This is a genomic window from Paraburkholderia sp. J63 (genome assembly GCF_905220245.1).
GTDB lineage: Bacteria > Pseudomonadota > Gammaproteobacteria > Burkholderiales > Burkholderiaceae > Paraburkholderia.
Map to the genome: position 1 here is coordinate 155640 of NZ_CAJMZF010000005.1, position 19344 is coordinate 174983.

General features: G+C 67.5%; 17 protein-coding genes. 4 read left to right on the top strand and 13 right to left on the bottom strand.

All coding sequences use genetic code 11. The features are described from left to right. Window positions 1–5 precede the first annotated feature (5 nt). The 12 genes from U5775_RS08075 to U5775_RS08130 form a co-directional block, all read right to left on the bottom strand. Complete coding sequence (locus tag U5775_RS08075) at window positions 6–1937, bottom strand: TadG family pilus assembly protein (protein ID WP_322057594.1); 1932 nt, start codon at window positions 1935–1937, stop codon at window positions 6–8. A gap of 1 nt (window position 1938) precedes the next feature. Next, window positions 1939–2340, bottom strand: coding sequence for a DUF3613 domain-containing protein (locus U5775_RS08080; RefSeq protein ID WP_322057595.1), 402 nt, complete (start codon window positions 2338–2340; stop codon window positions 1939–1941). A 40-nt stretch (window positions 2341–2380) separates the two neighbouring features. Then, complete coding sequence (locus tag U5775_RS08085; protein WP_415913536.1) at window positions 2381–3295, bottom strand: pilus assembly protein; 915 nt, start codon at window positions 3293–3295, stop codon at window positions 2381–2383. 25 nt (window positions 3296–3320) lie between these two features. Beyond that, entirely contained in the window at window positions 3321–4487 is a 1167-nt protein-coding gene (locus U5775_RS08090) for a type II secretion system F family protein (RefSeq protein WP_322057596.1), read from the bottom strand. Next, on the bottom strand, window positions 4484–5551 hold the full coding sequence (locus U5775_RS08095; protein WP_322057597.1) for a type II secretion system F family protein: 1068 nt from the start codon (window positions 5549–5551) through the stop codon (window positions 4484–4486). The genes U5775_RS08090 and U5775_RS08095 overlap by 4 nt, the downstream gene beginning before the upstream one ends. Further along, complete coding sequence (locus tag U5775_RS08100) at window positions 5544–6884, bottom strand: CpaF family protein (RefSeq protein ID WP_322057598.1); 1341 nt, start codon at window positions 6882–6884, stop codon at window positions 5544–5546. The genes U5775_RS08095 and U5775_RS08100 overlap by 8 nt, the downstream gene beginning before the upstream one ends. A 3-nt stretch (window positions 6885–6887) precedes the next feature. Continuing rightward, window positions 6888–8135, bottom strand: coding sequence for a fimbrial protein (locus U5775_RS08105; RefSeq protein WP_322057599.1), 1248 nt, complete (start codon window positions 8133–8135; stop codon window positions 6888–6890). 117 nt (window positions 8136–8252) lie between these two features. Then, window positions 8253–9626, bottom strand: a complete 1374-nt coding sequence (locus U5775_RS08110) for a type II and III secretion system protein family protein (RefSeq protein WP_322057703.1) — start codon at window positions 9624–9626, stop codon at window positions 8253–8255. Between the two features lie 104 nt (window positions 9627–9730). Next, a complete protein-coding gene (cpaB, locus tag U5775_RS08115; RefSeq protein WP_322057600.1) occupies window positions 9731–10663 on the bottom strand; it encodes a Flp pilus assembly protein CpaB in 933 nt (310 codons plus the stop codon). 81 nt (window positions 10664–10744) lie between these two features. Next, the gene (locus U5775_RS08120) at window positions 10745–11248 is read right to left on the bottom strand and encodes a TadE/TadG family type IV pilus assembly protein (protein ID WP_322057704.1); all 504 of its coding nucleotides are present in this window, start codon (window positions 11246–11248) and stop codon (window positions 10745–10747) included. Continuing rightward, window positions 11245–11772, bottom strand: coding sequence for a prepilin peptidase (locus U5775_RS08125; protein WP_322057601.1), 528 nt, complete (start codon window positions 11770–11772; stop codon window positions 11245–11247). The genes U5775_RS08120 and U5775_RS08125 overlap by 4 nt, the downstream gene beginning before the upstream one ends. A gap of 78 nt (window positions 11773–11850) precedes the next feature. After that, window positions 11851–12060 (bottom strand): Flp family type IVb pilin, encoded by a 210-nt coding sequence (locus U5775_RS08130; protein WP_322057602.1) that lies wholly within the window; start codon window positions 12058–12060, stop codon window positions 11851–11853. A 706-nt stretch (window positions 12061–12766) separates the two neighbouring features. Here U5775_RS08130 and U5775_RS08135 point away from each other — a divergent pair. The 4 genes from U5775_RS08135 (at window position 12767) to U5775_RS08150 (ending at window position 18692) form a co-directional block, all read left to right on the top strand. Continuing rightward, window positions 12767–14380, top strand: a complete 1614-nt coding sequence (locus U5775_RS08135) for a collagen-like triple helix repeat-containing protein (RefSeq protein WP_322057603.1) — start codon at window positions 12767–12769, stop codon at window positions 14378–14380. A gap of 69 nt (window positions 14381–14449) precedes the next feature. Further along, window positions 14450–16021: a collagen-like triple helix repeat-containing protein gene (locus U5775_RS08140; protein ID WP_322057604.1), complete on the top strand. Its 1572-nt coding sequence runs from the start codon at window positions 14450–14452 to the stop codon at window positions 16019–16021. A gap of 235 nt (window positions 16022–16256) precedes the next feature. After that, window positions 16257–17996: a ShlB/FhaC/HecB family hemolysin secretion/activation protein gene (locus U5775_RS08145; protein WP_322057605.1), complete on the top strand. Its 1740-nt coding sequence runs from the start codon at window positions 16257–16259 to the stop codon at window positions 17994–17996. 210 nt (window positions 17997–18206) lie between these two features. Continuing rightward, window positions 18207–18692, top strand: a complete 486-nt coding sequence (locus U5775_RS08150) for a DUF2147 domain-containing protein (protein ID WP_322057606.1) — start codon at window positions 18207–18209, stop codon at window positions 18690–18692. 97 nt (window positions 18693–18789) lie between these two features. Here the strand turns inward: U5775_RS08150 and U5775_RS08155 are convergent, their stop codons facing one another. Next, window positions 18790–19257 carry a transposase gene (locus U5775_RS08155; protein ID WP_322057607.1) on the bottom strand — a complete coding sequence of 156 codons (468 nt, stop codon included), beginning with the start codon at window positions 19255–19257 and terminating at the stop codon, window positions 18790–18792. Window positions 19258–19344 lie beyond the last annotated feature (87 nt).

The following is a 19344-nucleotide window of genomic DNA, read 5'->3' on the forward strand; positions in this document are numbered from 1 at the left end:
GTTTCTTATTGGACGAGTGTTGCAACGCCGCAGGCGAGCGGAAAATCGGCGACGTTCGCCACGCCGAGCTGGACGCCGAGCAGTTGAAGCAGCGGGCCGAGCAGGTACTGTTCGAGCGTCGAAAGAAGCGGCGACAGGGCATTGACTATGGCGCTCCCGAGCGTGCCAAGCTCGTCGGAAGTGAGCTTGAGCCCGGCCACGTTCACGGAGAGCGCGCCGGCGCTCAATTGCGAAGACATGGACGACAGTGCCCCGCCAAGCGCGCTCACCACGTCGGTACTCGTGCTCGCGTTCGCGGCCCCGTTACATGAGCCTGTCGAATCGACCGGACAGCCGGTGCCGTCGAACGTCAGCTCGGCAGTCGTCGGGTTCGCAAGCGGCACAGATAGATTCGCGTCGAGCTTGACCAGCTTGATTTTGCCTAGCCCGAAGAGGCTGCCCAGTCCGAGGAAAGACAGGAGGTTGCCGGCCGAAACATCGGCAACCGGCGCGGCGCTGCCGCCGCACGAAGGCGAACTCGCATTGTTCGCCGCCGACATCGCCGCCGCCGTGGTGGGCGGCGTGCCGAGGCACAGGTAGGCGATACCCGTCTGCACGCCGATGACCGAGCGGCTTTGCGCGGCAGTAGGCGCGCATTGCGCGGATTCGAGCCAGGCCGACGCCTGCGCGGCCTCCACATAGAGCGGCAAGTTGACATTGACGAGGCCGGCGACGGACAACCCGACATTGAGTTGCACCGTCACCTGCGCGTTGTGCGCATAGGTGCGCCAGTCCGGGGGCGAGCCCGTCTGCCCTGCCTCGCCCACCGCGATGGAGGGCGGCGAGAGGACATTGACCTGCAATTGTGCGCTGGCCGGCAGCAGGGAACTGACAACGGGCAGATTCGCGAGATTCAGGCCGACCTGGACCGGCGGCTTGCCCTGCTGCGCGATTTCCGCCGCCACGATCAGCGCCTGCAACGCGTTGACTGAAACATTCGCGGCCGATTCCGCGTCGGCGAGGCCGAGCGAGAGAAGCCCCGGCGACGAGCCCGTGGCGATCGGGATCTGCACGTTGCTCAGCGCGGTGGCCGACGCGAGGGCGTTGAGCCCCGCGATGCTCGCGGCGACGTCTGCCGATACCACGCTGCCGCCGCTCTGCAGCCCATTGGCCATGAGCTGGGCGAGCCCGCTCACGCTGGCGCTCGTGTTGAGCAGTCCCTTGACCGTGCCCGCGCTCGTCGCGACCTTGGCGAGTTGGCCGAGTGTGACATTGGCGTTCGCGATGCCGTTCCACGACACCAGACTCAGCTTCACGCTCGTGCCCAGCAGCGAGCCGAGCAGCCCGTTGAGCAGATCCGCCTGAACCAGCGTAGTGCCTAACTGAAATGAACCCACCACGGTCGCCTTCGCCGTGGCGGTCGCCTCGATCGACTGGCCCTTGCCGATGAAGAAGTACGGCACGTAATTCGTGACGTGCACCCACACGCCGTTCAGCGGCGGCGTAGCGCCGTTTTCCACGAACGTCATCCCGCCATTGCCGTTCGAGTCCCAGCGCCCGCACTTCGTGCTGAGCGTGCGCGTCCCACCGTTCGCCACAAAGCCGTTGCTCGCCGCGTTCGCAGTCGCCGTCAGGGTCGGCTGCGTGCATTGGTCGTCCATCTGCTGCGCGGCGGCCAGCGCCGCGAGATCGGCGACGTTCTGCAGCGAACGCTTCGCGAGGTAGAGATTCGCCAGATCGAGCACGCCCAGCGCCGCGAGCGCAACCAGTATCCCGACGACCGCGATGAGCGCGAGCGAGCCGCGCTGGCGCCGTGCGTTCGCTGCGGCCCACGCACGCGCGCGTTTGCGGGCAGGCGCATGCCCTAGCCGCAAACGCGGCGGCGCGGCGTCCGCCGCCTCCCCTGCGGCAACGGCGGCAACGCCGGCGCGACCCTGCTGGCCTGAGCGCGCCACCATCTCAGTACGCGCCTTCGCCGCTCGCCGAGGCCGTGCCGCTTCCGCCGCCCTGCCCGCTGCCCGACTGGATCGTCGAGCCGAAGCTGGCCGGGATCGCCGTATCGAACGACTTCAGGTAGCGCTCGTAAGCGTAGCCCGCCTCGGCGCCGAGCATCGGCAACGCGGGGGCCGCCTGAGCGTTGCTGCGCTGAAGCGCGAGCCAGGCTTGCGTCGAATGGCCGACTTCGCTGTTCGCAACCGCCGCGCCCGAACCCTGTGCGTCCGCAGCCTGCGCCTGCGCGGCCGGCACCGCGCACGCCATGCCCAAAAACGCGCCTGCAATGACCGCGCCGTGGCGGCAACGTATTCGAAGCACTGCCGTAATGGTGGAGGCCGCATCCATGATCTGATTGGTTTTCATCATATTCCCCGTGTTGCGCAAGCAGGCCGCGCCAACCCTGTTTTCATTGCGCGAAGCGATCCACCAGACGCGGCTGCGCATCGCCGCCGGACCAGCCATCCTGGGCACTCGCCAGTGCGCGCGGTGCCGGCATCGCCGCGCGTTTTGCGACGCGCTGCGATGCCTGCTCCATCGACTCGCGCCGCTGCGCAACCTGACGCGCACGCTGCACCTCGCGCACCTTCTGCGCATCGCGCGCGATCGCCGCGCGGGTCTGCGCAGGCAGGCCCTGATGCGACATGAGCGTCTGCGCCTCCACCTCGTTGCCGCTCACTTCGAACAGCAGCGCCACGTTCGCGACGATCTTCGCGTTGTGCGCGTCCAGCTCCAGCGCCTCGAGAAGCGGCACGCGCGCACGCGCCACGTCGGCGTCGCGCAGCAGCGCATAGCCGAGGTCGGAGAGCGTGGCCGCGTTTGTCGGGTCGAGCCGCGAGGCCTCGTCCAGTTCCTGCGCCGCCTTGTGGAAGTCCCCCGCCGCGCCCGCGAGCAGACCGAGCCCGCGATGGCCGCGCGCCGCGAGCGGCGTGTTGAGCAACTGCGCGTAGGCGGCCTCGCTCGCGCTGGCCTGGCCCGTCATACGCAGCGCATCGGCGCGCAACAGGATCGAATCGGGCGTGGCGCCGTACTGGCGCTCGAAGGCGTCGATATGCGCGAGCGACGCGTAGTAGAGCCCCTCGGCCTGCATGCGCGAGATCAGGCCGAGATACATGCCGGGCGTGTCCGGTGCCGGGTCGCGGGTGGCCGCGCGCATCTGCATTTCGGCCTGCACCTGCGGGCCCACGCCGTAGCCTTGCTGCGTCCCGCACGCGGCCAGCGCCGCGAGCCCCGTGCAGGCCATGGCCGCCAGGGCACGGCGCACGGCTGGCCTGTGCATCGCAACCGCGTCAATAGTGAAATTCTTCATGATGGTTCTGGCCATGTTCATGACTCGATCGCACTTCGCCTCAATGATGAATCGACGACAGCGAGTGCAGCACCGCAATGACGCCGGGCCCCGCCGTGACGATGAGCAGCGCGGGCAGCAGGGTCACCACCATCACGCCGGTCATCCTCACGGTGAGCTTGCCGATGCGTTCGCGCAGCGTCGCGCGGCGCACTTCGCGCAGCCGGTCGCCGAATTGCTTGAGCGGTTCCTGCACGGCGCCGCCGTGCTTGTCCACCTGCACGAGCAGACGGATCACCGCGCGCAGGTCCTCGTTTTCGTAGATCGACGCCATGCGCTGCAGCGACTGATCGCGCGTGCGGCCCGCCACGAACTGGCGCTGCGCGATCTCCATTTCTCCCGCGAGCACGGGCAGCACGAGACGGAATTCGTTGATCATCACCTGCAGGCTCTGATCGAGCGAGAGCCCGACGCCCTGCAAAAGGCGCAGCAGATCGACGAGCATCGGCAGCTCGTCGGCCACCGCATCGAGCCGTGCGCGTGCGCGGCGACGCATCACGAGCTTCGGCAGGAAGAAGCCGAGCAGCAGGCCGGCGCCCGCGATCGCGATGGGCCGCGCGCCATGCGAGAAGCCGTACCACGCGCCCAGCAACGCCATGACGAACGCGCTCACAAGGCGGATGACGCAATAGAGGCCCCGCGCGCGCGCAGCATCGACATAGCCGCATTGATCGAGCAGGCGACGGTCTTCGTCGGCGACGATCAGCTTGCCCGCCGAGGTATCGAGCCAGCGCACGCCAATCGCGCCAATCACGTCGATCATGCCTGGGAGTCCGGAGCGTTTCGGTACGCTCGCGAGCGCGTCGATGGGCGCGGCGCCGCTCTTGCCCTGCGACGCCGCCCCGCCCTGCGCGCTGCGGGCGGCCGCAGCCACACCGCCATGCGTACCGCCCGAGGTGCCCGCCTGCCCGCCTGGCACGCCGCTGGAAGACGCACCCGCCGATGCCCCCACCGCCACGCCAACCGGCACGCCTGCCGCCACTACACGCGCGTCGACCGCGGCTCTCGCCTGCTGGCTCGCGTGCGATCCATAGCTCGCCATCGCCTGCTCGAGCACGCGCGCGCTCTTGCGGGCCGCCGCGAGCCGCGTGCACGCGAGCGCCGCGAGCAGTGCGAGGCCAAGCGCGCCGAGCAGCAGCGCAAGCACACCGAGGTTATGCGCGCTCACAACACCCCCTTGAGCCGCGTGAGCCGATAGAGCAAATAAGCACCGGTAATCTGCAGCCCCGTCGCTCCGTACACGAGCAGACGCCCCGAGTGGTCGTTCCACATCGACGCGAAATATTGCGGGTTGGTCACGATGAGAAACCCAGCGATGCCGAGCGGCAGCAGCGCGAGCACCCATGCGGACAGACGCGTCTCCGCCGACATCGCCCCCAGCTCGCGCTGCGCCTGCTCGAGGTCGCGCATAAAGGTCGCCATGCGTTCGAGCATCACGTCGGCGCGGCCACCGTAGCGCACCGAAAGACGCAGCACCGCGCCCACGAGCTCCAGCTCGCGCGTGCGATAGACCTGCGCGACCAGATTCAGCGCGCGATCGATTTCGACGCCGGCGCGCAGCATGCGCGAGACGTGATCGAGACATTCGCGCAGCGGCGCCTCGGTGGTCAGCAGCGCGGCCTGAAATGCCGCGGGCACGCTGTTGCCGAGCACGATCAGCCGCACGATGCCATCGAGAAAAGACGGCAATTGCGCGACAAGCCGCGCGCGGCGCCGCTGCATCCGCATCGAGAGCGCAAAGGCCGCGAGCACCGTCACCAGCACCAGCACGGCGAGCGCCGCCGGCACGCCGCCCAGCAAAAAGGCCCACAGCGTCAGCACAACGGCGACGAAGCCGACGAACGCGAGCGGCTTGCGCACGTCGACGATGCCGGCGCGGCTCATTATGCCCTGCAGCGCGAGCGTCGCGCGTCCTCGCCAGCCTTGCGGCTGGCCCGTGGGCAAAGGCAGTGCGCCGCCGCGCGTGGCGGCGTTGCCGCCCACATAGGCCGCGCGCACCGCCTCGTGCCTGGCCGCCATGCCAGGCACGCCCTGCCCGGCGGGGCCGCCCGCGCCTGGCACGCCAGCCATGCCGGACGCGCCCGCGGCCTGGGTCGCCGCGGACACGCGGCTGTCGACGAAACGCGTCACGTGCTCACGCGCGGCGCGTTGCTGCGCGCGCTGCCAGAGCATCAGCCCGGCGGCGGCGAACAGCAGCGCAAGCGCCGCGATGAGCGCGATCGCGCTAGACATTGAAGCCCCCGTCGCGCCCGCCCCCGAAGCCGAAACCCGACGACGCCGAAAGCACCTGACGAAAACGCGCGAGCTTCGGCGAATGCGGATGAATGCCGAGCGAATCCCAGCGGTCGATTTCCTCGCCGTCCGCGTTCATGACCGGCTCGTAGCGGTAGAGCTCCTGCGTGGCGATGATGTTGTCCGCGAGTCCCGTTACTTCGGTTACCGAAAGAATCCGGCGACGCCCGTTCGAGAGGCGCCCGATCTGCACGATGAAGTCGATGGCATTGGCGATCTGCCGGCGCAAACTGCTTTCGGTGCCCTGAAAACCCGCGAAGCCCGCGAGCATTTCGAGCCGGTACAGACACTCGCGCGGCGACGACGCGTGCACGGTCGCCATCGAGCCATCGTGGCCCGTGTTCATCGCCTGCAGCATTTCGAGCACTTCGCCGCCGCGCACTTCGCCCACGATGATGCGGTCCGGCCGCATACGCAGCGTATTGCGCAGCAGATCGCGAATCGTCACCACGCCGGTGCCGTCGAAGCCGCCCGGACGGCTTTCCAGCCGCACCACGTGCGGGTGATTGAGCGAGAGCTCGGCCGTATCCTCGATCGTCACCACGCGCTCGATCTCGGGAATATGAAACGCCAGCGCGTTCAGGAGCGAGGTCTTGCCCGAGCTCGTGCCGCCCGAGACGAGAATATTGCAGCGCGCCTGCACCGCTGCTTCGAAGAGCGCGCCGATCTCCACGCCGAACGTGCCGTTGCCGAGCAGATCGTCGGGGCGCAGCGGATCCTTGCGGAACTTGCGGATCGAAACGATCGGGCCCGCGAGCGAGAGCGGCTCGATCACCACATTGATGCGGCCGCCGTCGGGCAGGCGCGCATCGACCATTGGATTCGATTCGTCCAGACGCCGCCCGATGGGCGCAAGAATGCGCCGCACGATGCGCAGCAAATGCGCGTTGTCGGAGAAGCGCACCGGGATCTTCGAGAGGATACCGTGCCGCGACACATAAACATCGCTATAGCCGTTGATGAGGATGTCCTCGACGGCCGGATCGGAAAGCAGATCCTCGATCGGACCGAAGCCGGCGAGCTCCTTGGTGAGCGCCCCGGCGATCGCACGCACCTCGCTCTCGTTGATCGGAATGTGGCGCAGGCGCACGAAGCTGTCCATTTCCAGATCGACGAACTGGTTGATCGCCTGGCGCGACCAGCGGCCGAACTCGGCGCCAAGCTCCTCGATGCGGGTGAGCAGATGCTCGTGCGCCGCGTTTTTGATGTCCTGGAACTGTTGGCTCTGCGCGAACAAGGGCGCGTCATCGGCAAACTGGATGTTATCCGCCATGGTCTACGAACGCTTCGATGAGTGTTGGAAAAGGCCGCGCAGCGGGCGGCGCAGCGCGTCGAACTTCTTCGGGACCTGCATGCGCATGCCGTCGAGCTGCGCCGCGAGCGCATCGAGCGCGCGCACGTAAGGGTCGCGCGGCGCGGTCTCGACGAGCAGATGGCCGCGGTTCGCGGCCTGGCACAGCGCCACGCGGCGCGCGGGCAGCACGCCCGCGAGCTCGATGCCGAGACGCTCCGCGATCTGCGCCGCGCTCAGGTCGATGTCCATTTCGTACTGGTTGATCACGAGGCGCAGGTTGGCGTTGTCGATGCCGCCGTCGCGCAGCACTTCGAGCTGGCGCGACGCCGCGACGATCGACGCGACGCTCTGGTCGCACACGAGCCAGGCCTGATCGGCCGCGCGCGCCACCTCGAAGACGAACTCCGCGTTCGAAAAGCCGCCGAGGTCGACGACCTGCTGGTCGAAGAACGCGCGCAAGCGCGTGAGCAGCGCCACCGCCGACAGATACGAGACTTCGCGCAGCACGCCGAGATCGGCCGGCAGCGTGGTGAGCGCAAGGCCGCTCTCGTGGCGCGCGAGCGCCGTATGCACGAAGGTCTGATCGAAGCGGCGCAGGTTATGCACCGCATCGACGAAACTGAAGCCGTTGCCCGCGTTGAGCAGCAGCGCGCCGTCCCCCGCGGGCAGCCCCAGATCGAGCAGCGCGGCATGCCGGTTCAGCGCGGCGCCCTTGCGCGCGAGCAGCACGCCGAGGCTCGCCGCGAGCGTTGTGACGCCCATGCCGGGACGCGCGCCGAGCAGCACGGTGAGGCGGCCATGCCGGCTCACGGGCTCCACGCGATTGTCCAGAACCTGCCTCACGATCCTTAAGGCATCCTCACTGTCTGCGCCCGCGTCGACGAAATCGCGCACGCCTGCGCGCAGCGCCGAAATCGCGCTCTCCGGCTCGGCGAGCGTGCCCACGGCGATGATCTGCAGGCCCGGAAACGCCGCGTGCGCAGCCGCCGCCACCGCGCTCGCCCGGGAGCCCTGGGAACGCGCGCTGCCGGAAAAATCGACCAGCAGCAGCGACGGCATGTTCTGCGAAATCTGCTGCGCAACGAGCGCCGGATCGAGCGCGACGGCTTGCACCTTGCCCACCGGGCCGAGCGTATGCGCGACCCAACGCGCGTGCGCGTCATTCGCCGACGCGAAGACGAACGAATCCGCCACCGTGCGTTCAGTCGACACCTGCGCTCTCGCGTTCATGAATCCCTCCTGTCGACCCGAGTGGGCGCTTTGGCGCCCGACTCCGGTCCCATGCAAAACCTGGTTGCTCTCGCAACGAATGTCGACGCAGTGACGCCGCGTCGATCGCCCGGCGCATCATGGCGAAAATCCCGGCACCGGATCGCGCGACGCCGCGCCACCGAGCAGCGAGCGCCACACGGGCGCATCGCGCTGCTCGGAAAGCTCGCCGGGCGTGGTGGGCAGCTTCGCGTCCTTCGCGAGCGGCGACACCAGACGCGGCGTCACGATGATCACCAGCTCCTTGTCGTTCTGCTGATAGTTCAGCTGCTTGAAGAACGTGCCGATGATCGGCAGATCGCCCAGCAGCGGCACCTTGTTCACGTTCGACGCCGTTTCGCGATCGATCAGGCCGCCAATCACGAAGCTCTCGCCATCGCCGAGCTCGACGGTCGTTTCGGCGCGGCGCGTGGTGATCGCGGGCACGGAGACGCCGCTGATCGTCACCGCGTTCGCGAAGTCGAGCTGGCTTGCCTCGGGCGCAACCTTGAGCGCGATGCGCTCCGGCGAGAGCACCGTGGGCGTGAGCGAAAGCCCGATGCCGTAGGGCTTGTATTCGATCGCCGTGGCGCCGAGCGCCTGGGGCACCGGCACCGGAATCTCGCCGCCCGCGAGGAAGCTCGCGCTCTGGCCCGAGAGCGCGACGAGCGTGGGCTCGGCGAGCACGCGCGCCAGGTTGTTCGTCTCCATCAGGCTCAGGTCGGCGAACAGGCCATGCGTAGCGGAGGCGAATACGAGGTTGAAGGCGGAGGCGATCGGTAAGCCAGCCTGCACCGCCGTGCCCCCCGAGGTGATGGTCCCCGAGCTGAGCGAAGTCGGCGCAAAGGAGCCGAACGCAAAGCCGTTGTTCTGGCGAAAGAAGTTGAAGCCGATCTGCTTGAGCACGGTGCGGCTGAACTCGACCACGCGCACGTCCACTTGCACGACCGCGCGCGTCGCGACGCTCGACGTGTCGAGCACGTTCGCGTCCTTGTCCTTCCCGCCCTTGCCAACCGAGCCCTGCGCCGCCGCCACCGCGCGCTGGTGCTGCTCCATCGTCGCGGCGCTGCCGGTAATGAGCGCCGTGCCGCCGAGCACCTTCACGTCGGGCGTGCCCGCCCCGAGCAGCGCGCGCGCCGCGTTCGTCGTCACGTTGACGGTGAGCGTGCGCGGTGCGCCACTGCCTTCCCACAGCATCACGTTCGTCGTGCCCGCGCTCTTACCGACGAGCAGCACGCCGCCGCGCCGGTCGCCGCGTATCACCAGCACGTCGGCGACGGAGGGGTCGCCCACGGCGATGCGCTTGAGCGCGCCCGTGACGGGCAGCGTGCGCTGTTCGCCCACCGCGATATCGACGCCGGGCGGCAGGGCATCCGCCGAATCACCGGCGTAGGCCGCACTCCCCTGTGCGGGCGGGGCCGCCCATGTGGGCATGGCGGCAAGCGCAAGACCGCCCGCACATGCAGCGGTCATTGCCACGGCGAAAATTCTCGTTATCGTCATTGTGTTCCTGCTTCTCTCTTATGCGGCCAGGTCCGCGCAACCTGCTGGCGGCTCGAGCGCCGCCCCCTCCACCATTACCAGGCGACCGTTTCGGTATGCCCGCCTCGTATCACTTCGATTCCACCGTGCGCGGACGCCACAGCACGATGCGGAGTTGCTGGCGCCGCTTCACGCTGCACGCCGCTGCCCGCGAGCTGGTCGAGCGCGACGCCCGCCGCCGCGCGCGTCGAGCCGTCCGGCGCCGTATGAGAAACCACCTTGAGCACGCCGGGTTGCGGGCCGAATGCAGCGGGATCCACCTGGCCATCGTCGGTCGGGTTGCGCAGCGCGAGCATCAGTTGTCCCTGGCTTTGGGCGAGCGCAAGCTGATCGACCTCGGTGAGCGGCACGGCGAGCACCGCGGTGCGTGGCGTGGCGTCCTGCCGGCCAAAATTGCTGGTGCGCTGGCCGCCCGCGCCCGCCGATGCATCGGGCTGTGCGCCGAACACCAGCACGCGCGCCTTTGAAATCAGGAGACGCGTCTGGGTACGGCCGATTTCACCGCCGTTCATACCGTTGCCGTCGCGGCGCAACGTAAAGAACACGTCGACATAGTTACCCGCGCGCAGCGTATTGCCGACCGCGTTGGTTTCGTCGACGCGCACGGCCACGGCGCGCTCGCCAGGAGCCAGGCTCGCGGCGAGGCTCGAGGAAAGCTGCTGGTCGAGCACGGGCGCATTGGCGGCGATATCGGCAAGCGGTACGCGACCCGCAACCAGCGCGCTGTCGCTCACGGCACCTTGAGGATGGATCGGCAGCGGCTGCACGCGCAACGCGTCTGCGGGAATCGGCTGGCCCGCGGAGAGCACGCGCGTGGCCACCACGACCGGCGTGAGCGCCTGCATGGGAGACGGTGGGGGCACGACAGCCGGAGGCGGTGCGCGGCGGGCCAGCATCCATGCGAACAGTCCCAGCACGAATGCGCCTGTAATCAGGAGTCCTGCGGTAATTTTTGTCAGATTAGCCATGAATCATCCAGGATGCGAACGAATTGGGTGCCGCGAGAACGACACGGCTGACTCGGCAAACGAACGGCATACGCGGAGGCTTCACAGAAGATTCTCCGGATCGATCTGCACGGTCGCCTGACCGACCAGCGACGATGGTGCGAGCAGTTCCATGAGTGGCAGCGGAGGCACCAGCGGATTGGTGTTCCATGCGTAGGTCAGTGTGATCTGGATGCAGTCCATTGCCGTGTTCCCGGTGCATCCGGCTGGCGCAGTATTAACCTCCGGCGTGCATTGCGGCACATGCGTGAGCCAGCTCACGACGGCGAGCGCTCGCGTGCAAGCCGCCTGCGCACGACTCGTGAGTGCCGAGGCGGGGTCAGTGGCATTCTGATAAACAAGCGCCGCGCGCGCGCCTTCCGCGGCAGCCGAGGTCAGACTTTGCTGCACGAGAAAAATCATGCTGTACATGACGATCCCATAGAGGATCACGAAGAACAGCGGAAACGCGAGCGCGAACTCAATGGCAGCAACACCACGTTGTGCGCGCTTGCCACGCCCTCTCAGCGCCGGAATTTTTTTCCTGTTTGTTGCTCGCGCAATCATATCGGCCACCCCGACACCAGTTGGAACACGAGCCAAACGAGTGCGGGCACGCTAAGGCACGCGGCATACGGCGTACCGCGCTTCGCCCCTACGGTAACGAGCCGCGCGGGCCGCGCCGCGGTGGCATGCGCACGTGAGCGCAGCGCAATCAGCATCGCGATTGCGTGCACGAACGCCGCCAGGCTCGCGACAACCCACAAGCCGACGAGCGATTGCATCCCGCACCAAGCGCCCAGCACCGCGAAGACCTTGACGTCGGCCGCGCCCATCATGCCGAGCACGAAGAACGGCATGAGCGCGGCGAGCCCCACCGCGGCGGCGGCCAGCGCTTCACCGATACCGAGATGCGTCGGCCCCGCGTGCAGCAGCGCCGCCGCCAATGCGGCGACAAGCCCTGCGCCCACAAGTGTGTTTGGCACGCGACGCGAGCGGCAGTCGCACACAGCAACGGCCATCGCCCACGCGCCGAACACGAGGCTGAATAAATAGAATGAAATCATCGAGAACGGTGCGCGCGCAACCATCCAGCGCGTGCTCGCAAGCGAGCACGCGCTGGAACATCTGGTTAGTAAGCGACGTCGAGCGTTACCTGAAAGGCCCGATCAATTTTGCGTCGGAGTCTGTGCAGGCGTAGTTGCCGGAACAGTTGCCGATACTTGAGTATTGATGGCAGAGAACACGCCCTTGAGCGTGGTTCCCAGATCACCGACTGTGGAGGCGATGGCCAACGCGATAACCCCCGCGATAAGCCCATACTCCAGCGCCGTAACCCCTTCTTCCGACTTTGCGAATTTCTTTAACAGCTTGTTCATTTCGGCCCTCTCTCTCTTTTTTTTCGCGCTCTCACGCTGATCTGCATCGGCGCACTCAATGCATGCTGCCTGAATCGCGTCGATGCATCCGGTCCACGGACTGCCATGTCAGTCCGCCAACGTTCTGGCTCATTCGCAGGCATGTCTCTCGTTCATGCATACGTAAGGCTCTGTTTGTATTTTTTTGGTCTGTGCGGTTTTTATAGCGTAACGGATTGCGTAACGCAATCGATCGTTATGCAAATTGCCCACTCGTAACTTCATTATCGGCATAGGCGTTTTTCCGTTTACTTCGGGCAAACCATGACTCGGCTACTCAGGACTCGATAACTTGACTCTGTTTAACGTTTGCCTTGCCACACCGGGTTTTCTTGCGGGTATCCGATTTTTTTGTTTGTGTCGATGCAACGACTTTTCCGCCCTGTTACGTCCACGCCCGTAACACCGAGCCCGTGACGTTACGTGACGTAACGCGCGGACTCGCGTAACGCTGCGTTTCGCCTCCCGCCATTCATTCGACAAAAGCGCTTGCAAACCGCTCGCAAACGCTTGGTATCTCTCGATTAGACGAATCCCTCCAGCACGCAACAGGTGTTGTTTTCACGCGCGCGTTTGCACTGGCACGGCTGTTGCAGTGTAAGTGGCGCAGGTCCGATGGGCCGGGCACATAACACAGACAACACACCATACGAACCGAGGGCACATCATGAACAATCAGCGCATCGCGAACGCAGCGCGCTTGACGGCTATCGCTGCGACTATCGCCACGCTGCTCTCGCTGACCGCTTGCGGCGGCTCGGGATCCCTCAGCAGTGGTACCGGGGGCGGCAGCGGCGGCGCGCTGCAGACGAGCGGCGGCAGTGGCGGCGGCACCGGAGGCGGTGACGGCAGCGGCTCGGGCGGCGGCACCACCTCCGCGAACAACGGCAATGGCGACGGCAGCGGCACCACCACCGGCGACAACGGCCCGGGCACGACCAACGGCAACGGCAATGGCACCGGCACAGGAAACGGCACGGGCGGCACGACCACCGGCTCCAACGGCAACGGGAATGGAAACGGCAGCACCGACGGTTCGGGCAACGGCAACAATGGCGGCTCGGGCAACGGCGGCACGACGGTCTCGGCCAATGCGGTCGGCGCGGTCGCCCATGCGGCGGGCAACGTCGTGGGCGACGCCGGCTCCACCGTCTCGGGCCTCGGCAGCACGATCGCCGCACAAACGCTGCCCGGCGTGAGCCCGCAAACGACTCAGGCCGCAGGCGGCATCGTCCAGAACGTCGGCGGCGCGGTTTCCACGCTCGGCAACGGCGTCGCCCAGGGGCTCGGCCAGCTCGGCGCGAGCAGCAATCCGGTCGGCACCACGCTCGCGAGCACGGGCGGCGTCGTGAGCGACGCGGGCAAGGCCGTCACCAGCACGGGCCAGCTCGTCACGAGCCTCGGCAGCGGCCCGCTTGCGCCGCTCGCCGCCATCACGACGCCCGTGGGCGGCGCGGTGGGCACGCTCGGCTCCGCCGTCACGGGCGCAGGCAACACGCTGACGGGCGCACTCACGCAAGGCCCCGTCCAACAGGTCACGCAGCAACTGAGCTCCGCCATCACGCCGATCACCTCGGTGCTCGCCTCCACCACGCAGACGGTCGGTGGCGCAACGGGCGTCGGCGCGCCGGTCGCGGGGCTGCTTCAGACGCTCGGCGGCGGCATCCAGAAAGGCGGCGCACTGGTCTCGCAAACGGGCGGCGCGAACCCCGTCACGCAGGGCGTGGGCAGCCTCGTCGCCGATACGGGCAAGACCGTCGCAACGGCCGGCAACCTGCTGACGGGCGGCAAGACGAGCGGCGGCACCAATCCCCTCGCGCCCGTCACGGGCATCTTGAGCAGCGTGACCGGCGGCGGTGCGGGTGTCGGCCTCGGCGCAGGCGTCGGTGTGGGCGTGGGCGCAAGCACGGGCGGCAGCAATCCGCTCGCGCCCGTCACCGGCGCACTCGCTGCGGCGACCGGCGCGCTCACCTCGGCCACCGGCGGCAGCGGCAGCCCGCTCGCGCCGGTCACGGGCCTCGTCGCCGGCACCCTCAACACGGTCACGGGCGCCGTGAACAGCGTCGGCTCAGCGGGCGGCGGCATCGTTGCGGGCGCAACGGTCGGCGCGGGTGCGAAGCCTGCGGGCACGTCCGGCACGCCGGCCGCCAGCAACACCGCCAGCGCGGCGCCCGGACTCTCGCTCAGCTCGTTGACGGGCAGCAGCGCCGGCAGCGGCGCAACGGGCCCGCTCGCCGGCCTCACGTCGATCGTCGGCGGCCTGCTCGGCGGCAAGAAGTAATCGGCTCCGGACACTCATTCGGCACCGCGCCCCAGCGCCTCTTTCAGCTCAAGTTCAGGAGACAGCGTCATGTCCAGCAGCTCCACCGCGCTTCATAACAAGCGACACAACCAGCCTCATAAGAATCGCGACACCGACCGCCACAACAACCGCGCCGTCGTGCTCGTGCGCAGCCTGCGGCTGACGGCATTGGCCGCCGCCGTGGCCTGCAGCGTCGCCGCCTGCGGCGGCAGCAGCTACACGCCGCCTTCGGCCTCCACGGGCGCAACCGGCACGACAGGCACGACCGGTACCGGCGGCACCGGTGGCGGCTCGGGCGACTCGACCGCCGGCACGGGCGGCGGCTCGGGCAACACCAGCGGCGGCGCAGGCGGCACCAGCGCGTCGACCGGCACGAGCGGCGTGGTAAGCACGGTCGCCAAATCGGCAAGCGATCTCGGCAACGCGGTCGGTTCGACCACGGTGCCGGGCACGAGCCCGCAGGTCACGCAGGGCCTCGGCGACGCCGTGTCGAGCACCGGCACCGTCGTCGGCGCGCTCGCCAACGCCGTCTCGAACGGCCTCGGCCAGACCGGCTCGACGCCCAACCCCGTCGGCACCACCGCGGCCGCACTCGGTAATGTTGTGAGCGCAACGAGTGGCGTGGTCCAGGGCGTCGCGACCACGGTCAACGGACTCGGCAGCGGCCCGCTTGCGCCGCTCGCCCCTGTCACGACACCCATCGCCACCGTGCTCGACACCACAGCCAATGCCGTGAACGGCACGGGCAAGACGCTCGGCAACGTGCTCTCGTCCGCGCCGGTGCAACAGATCACGCAGCCGATCAGCACGACCATCACGCCGATCGTCACCACGGCCGGCCTTCTCACGCAGCAGGTGGGCACCTCGACGGGGCTCGGCACGCCGGTCTCGGGCCTGCTCGCGCAGGTCGGCGGCGCGCTGCAGACGGCCGGCACGAAGGTCGCGTCGACGACCGCGGGCTCGTCAACGAATGGAGCACTCGGGCCGCTCGCGCCGCTTGGTGGCGATGTCGGCACGCTGGTCGGCGCCGTCGGCAACACGGTCACCAACGCGGGCGGCCTCGTCAATCCGAACGGCCCGAACGGCGCCGCGCCGATCCCGGGCCTCATCACGAGCCTCGTGGGCGGCAACACCGCGCTCGTCGCGAACGGGCCGCCGACCGGCGCCGCCGCGGGCGGCCTGCTCGGCCCGCTCAACGCGACGGTCGCGAGCCTCGGCCTCGGCGGCTCGCCGCTCTCCGCAGTCACGGGTGCGCTGTCCGGCGCCACGGGTAGCGCGGGCGGCGCAGGCGCGCTCACGAGCAGCCTCGGCAGCGTGCCGGTGGCGGGCGGCCTGCTTTCGGGCGTGACCTCCACGGTAACGTCCGCCGCTGGCTCCGCGGGTGGCGTGGCAGGCAGCGGCGGCGCGGGCACCGCGTCGGCGACGGGTCCGCTCGCCGCGCTCGGTGGCGGCAGCAGCGGCGCCGGTGCAGGCACGCTGCTCGCGCCGGTGACGGCCCTCGTCGGCACGGTCACGGGGGCGCTCGGCGCGACGGCGGGCGGCACCGGGGCATCAAGCAGTTCCGGCAGCACTAGTACATCAGGGGGACTACTGAGCAGCGTGCTGCACAAGCTGCCGTAGCGCGCGCAACCATCGTCGTGCAAGATGGGCGATGCGTGGTGCAGCGTTGTGAGAGGAACGCCGCATCACGCGAAGTCTGGCAACAGAGGTTCAGATAGTACGGAGTACGCAGGAATAAAAACACAGGCAATCAGGGAGCCACAGAGAGACCGCCGAAAAGGCGGCACAAAGAGACGCGCGCGCCGGAGGGTTCAGGTAACCGGCGCGCGCCGTCCGACAAGTCGAGGGTAGTCCAATGAAAGGCGCAGTCGCAGGATGGGCCGTGCTCGCCACGCTTGGGGTCATGGCGAGCGCCGGGTTGACGGGGGTGGCAGTCGCGCAGCAGAGCCGGCCGGTGTCGGGCGGCAATTTACAGGGTGGAGGTAATCCGCTGGGCGGCAACCCGCTCGATGCTCTGCCGCAAATCAACGCGCCGCAGAAGGCGCCCAGCGTGACGGTGCAGGTCCAGCAGCAGACGCCTGCGCTGCAGCAGTTGCTCGCCACGCATCTCACCCCGACCACCTTCAAGGTCGAGGGCGTGAAGTCGATTCCATTCGACGAGGTCGCCAGTCGTTTTGCACCGCTCGCGAATCACGACATCACGATCGGCCAGCTCATCGAAACCGCCAACGGCGTGACGAAGCTCTATCAGGACCGCGGCTATGCGCTGTCGTTCGCGTTCGTGCCCGCACAGGATTTCGCGGGCGGCGTGGTGCATATCACGGTCGTCGAAGGCTACGTCAAGGACGTGAAGATCACGGGCCAGCCCGGCGCGCTCGAAGGCAAGATGCGTGCGATCGTTGCACACATCGCCGCGGACCGGCCGCTGCGCACGGCCACGTTCCAGCGCTATATCAACGTGCTCGGCATGCTGCCTGGCCTCAAGGTCAAGGCCAACGTCGCGCCGCCCACGACCACCGACGGCGCCACCACGCTCGAGCTCGACGCCACGCACAAGGCGTACGACGTGAGCACCGGCATCGACTTCAATCACCCGGGCGTGCAGGGCCTCATCACGCTCACGGAAAACGGTCTCACGCCGTTCGGCGAACAGTTGAGCTTTTCGGCGCTGCTGCCCAAGGGCCGCGACAACGTTACGTACCTCGCCGCGCACGCGGCCGTGCCCGTCGCGAGCGATGGCCTCACGGCCAGGCTCGACGCCTCGCATTACCGCGGCAATCCCGTCGACAATCCGGGCCTGCCCAATTACGTCGAGCGCACCGTGATCAGCGACAAGCTCACGGGCTCGCTCTCCTATCCGCTTCTCTTGAGCAATACGCGCAGCCTCGTCGGCACCGTGAGCGCGTATGCGGCGCACGACGAGGACCGCTATCACAACACCATCAACGGGCTGCAATACGGCCTGAGCTCGCAGGTGCGTGTGGTGCAACTGCAAGCCGATTACACCGACGTGAAGCCCAACCAGGTCCGCAAGGCGAGCATCGCCGTCGCGAAGGCCTTCGACGTTCTGGGCGCGTCGAAGTCGGCCGACACGAACATTCCCGGTCTCGCGCTGCAAAACCCCGTGTCGCTGAATTTCGTGCGCACCAACGCCTCGTATTCGCAGACCAACGACTGGCCGATGGGCTTCGGCACCTCCGTCGCGGCAACGGGGCAATACAGCCCGAATACGCTGCCGACCTCCGAGCAGATCTCGTTCGGCGCGCAGCGCTTCGCGGCGGGCTACGAGCCTGGCGAAGCGTCGGGCGATTCGGGCTGGGCCTTCGCGCTCGAACTGAACCATCCGTTCAAGCTGGGCAAGGTGTGGCTGCAGACGATCACGCCATACGTGTCGTTCGACATGGCGCGTGTGTATCTGCATGCGGGCACGCCCTCGCCTTCGCGGCTTTCGTCGGCATCGCTGGGCTTCCGGATCAGCGACGGCAAGTACTACAGCCTCGATCTCTCCGTGGCGAAGGCGCTCGCCGATGCGCCCATCGAAAGCGCGTCGCGCAGCCCGCGCGTGAACGCGACGTTCTCGTATCAGCTCAACTAAGCCAGGCACGGCGCGTGCTGAGCGCCCACGCGCACCGACTAGAGTTTCTCCTCGCAAACGCACGCAGCGCTTTCGCGTATCCTGCCCTGACCACCGCGCGCCTTCGCCGCGAACGAATGCGCGCGCGGTATGCCGCACATCAAGGCCACGCAACAGGGCTCGCGGCGATTCGATGTAAACATAGCGATAAACATCAGTGGAGGAAGACACATGTTTCAGTTCAACAACCGCAGTGCCTCGTTTGCCGCGCGCGCAGCGTGTCAACTCGCGCTGGCTGGTGCGCTGCTCGGCAGCGTCATCGCCGCTCATGCGCAATCGAATTCGCCTGTCGGCGTCTGGCAAACCGTCGACGATCACACCGGGCAGCCCAAGGCGCTCGTGCAAATCAACGACGACGGCAGCGGCGGCCTCAGCGGCAAGATCATCAAGGGTCTGGGGCCGAACGACCAACCCGACCGCCGCTGCACGGCATGCACGGACTCGCGCAAGGATCAGTTGATTCTCGGCATGACGATCATCGACGGCATGAAGCAGGCCGGCAGCGAATGGGACGGCGGCCACATCCTCGACCCCGAGAACGGCAAGGTGTATCGCTGCAAGATGCACACCGAAGACGGCGGCCAGAAGCTCGTGGTGCGCGGCTATCTGGGCATCTCGCTGCTGGGCCGCTCGCAAACCTGGGTACGCCAGCAGTAACGTACGCACGAACGCTAAAAATATGAAGGCCGCCTTGCAGCAAGGCGGCCTTCGCAGATAACTCAAAGACCCACTACGCGCGCAATGCGCGCTTCAATCAAGCCGTGTGACGGTACACCGAGCGATAGCTGAACGGCTGCGGCACACCAGGCGTCGCCGGGCTGAACGGCGAATGGCGCGTAGCCGAAGGTGCGCCCGGCAACCCCAGCCCTTCCTGAACGCGTGCGGCAGCCTTTTCGGCGCGGCTCAGATGCTTGCGCATACGCGATTCGATCGTGTCGCACAGGGCGACGCCCTCTTCGCCGAAGAGCTCGGCCATCACGCGCTTGAGCACGCCTTCGTCGTGCCACGCCTTGAAGCGTCGATGGCAAGTTTGATAGGACGGGTAGCGGCGCGGCATGGCCGACCACGTTGCGCCGCTATACATGACCCACAGGACGCCGTTGAGCACCGAACGGGTGTTGGCGAGCGGACGGCCGCGCATTTCCGAACGCGGGCGCAGTTCTGGCAGCAGCGGCATCACGCGCTGCCATTCTTCCTCGGTAATATCGCGATGGGGGGTCATGGTCTACTCCTTTGTCAGAACCTGTCCTGACAAAGATATCGACTTGACCTTGCGGCCCCTATCAGACGAGTCCGAATCTTGAAAAAG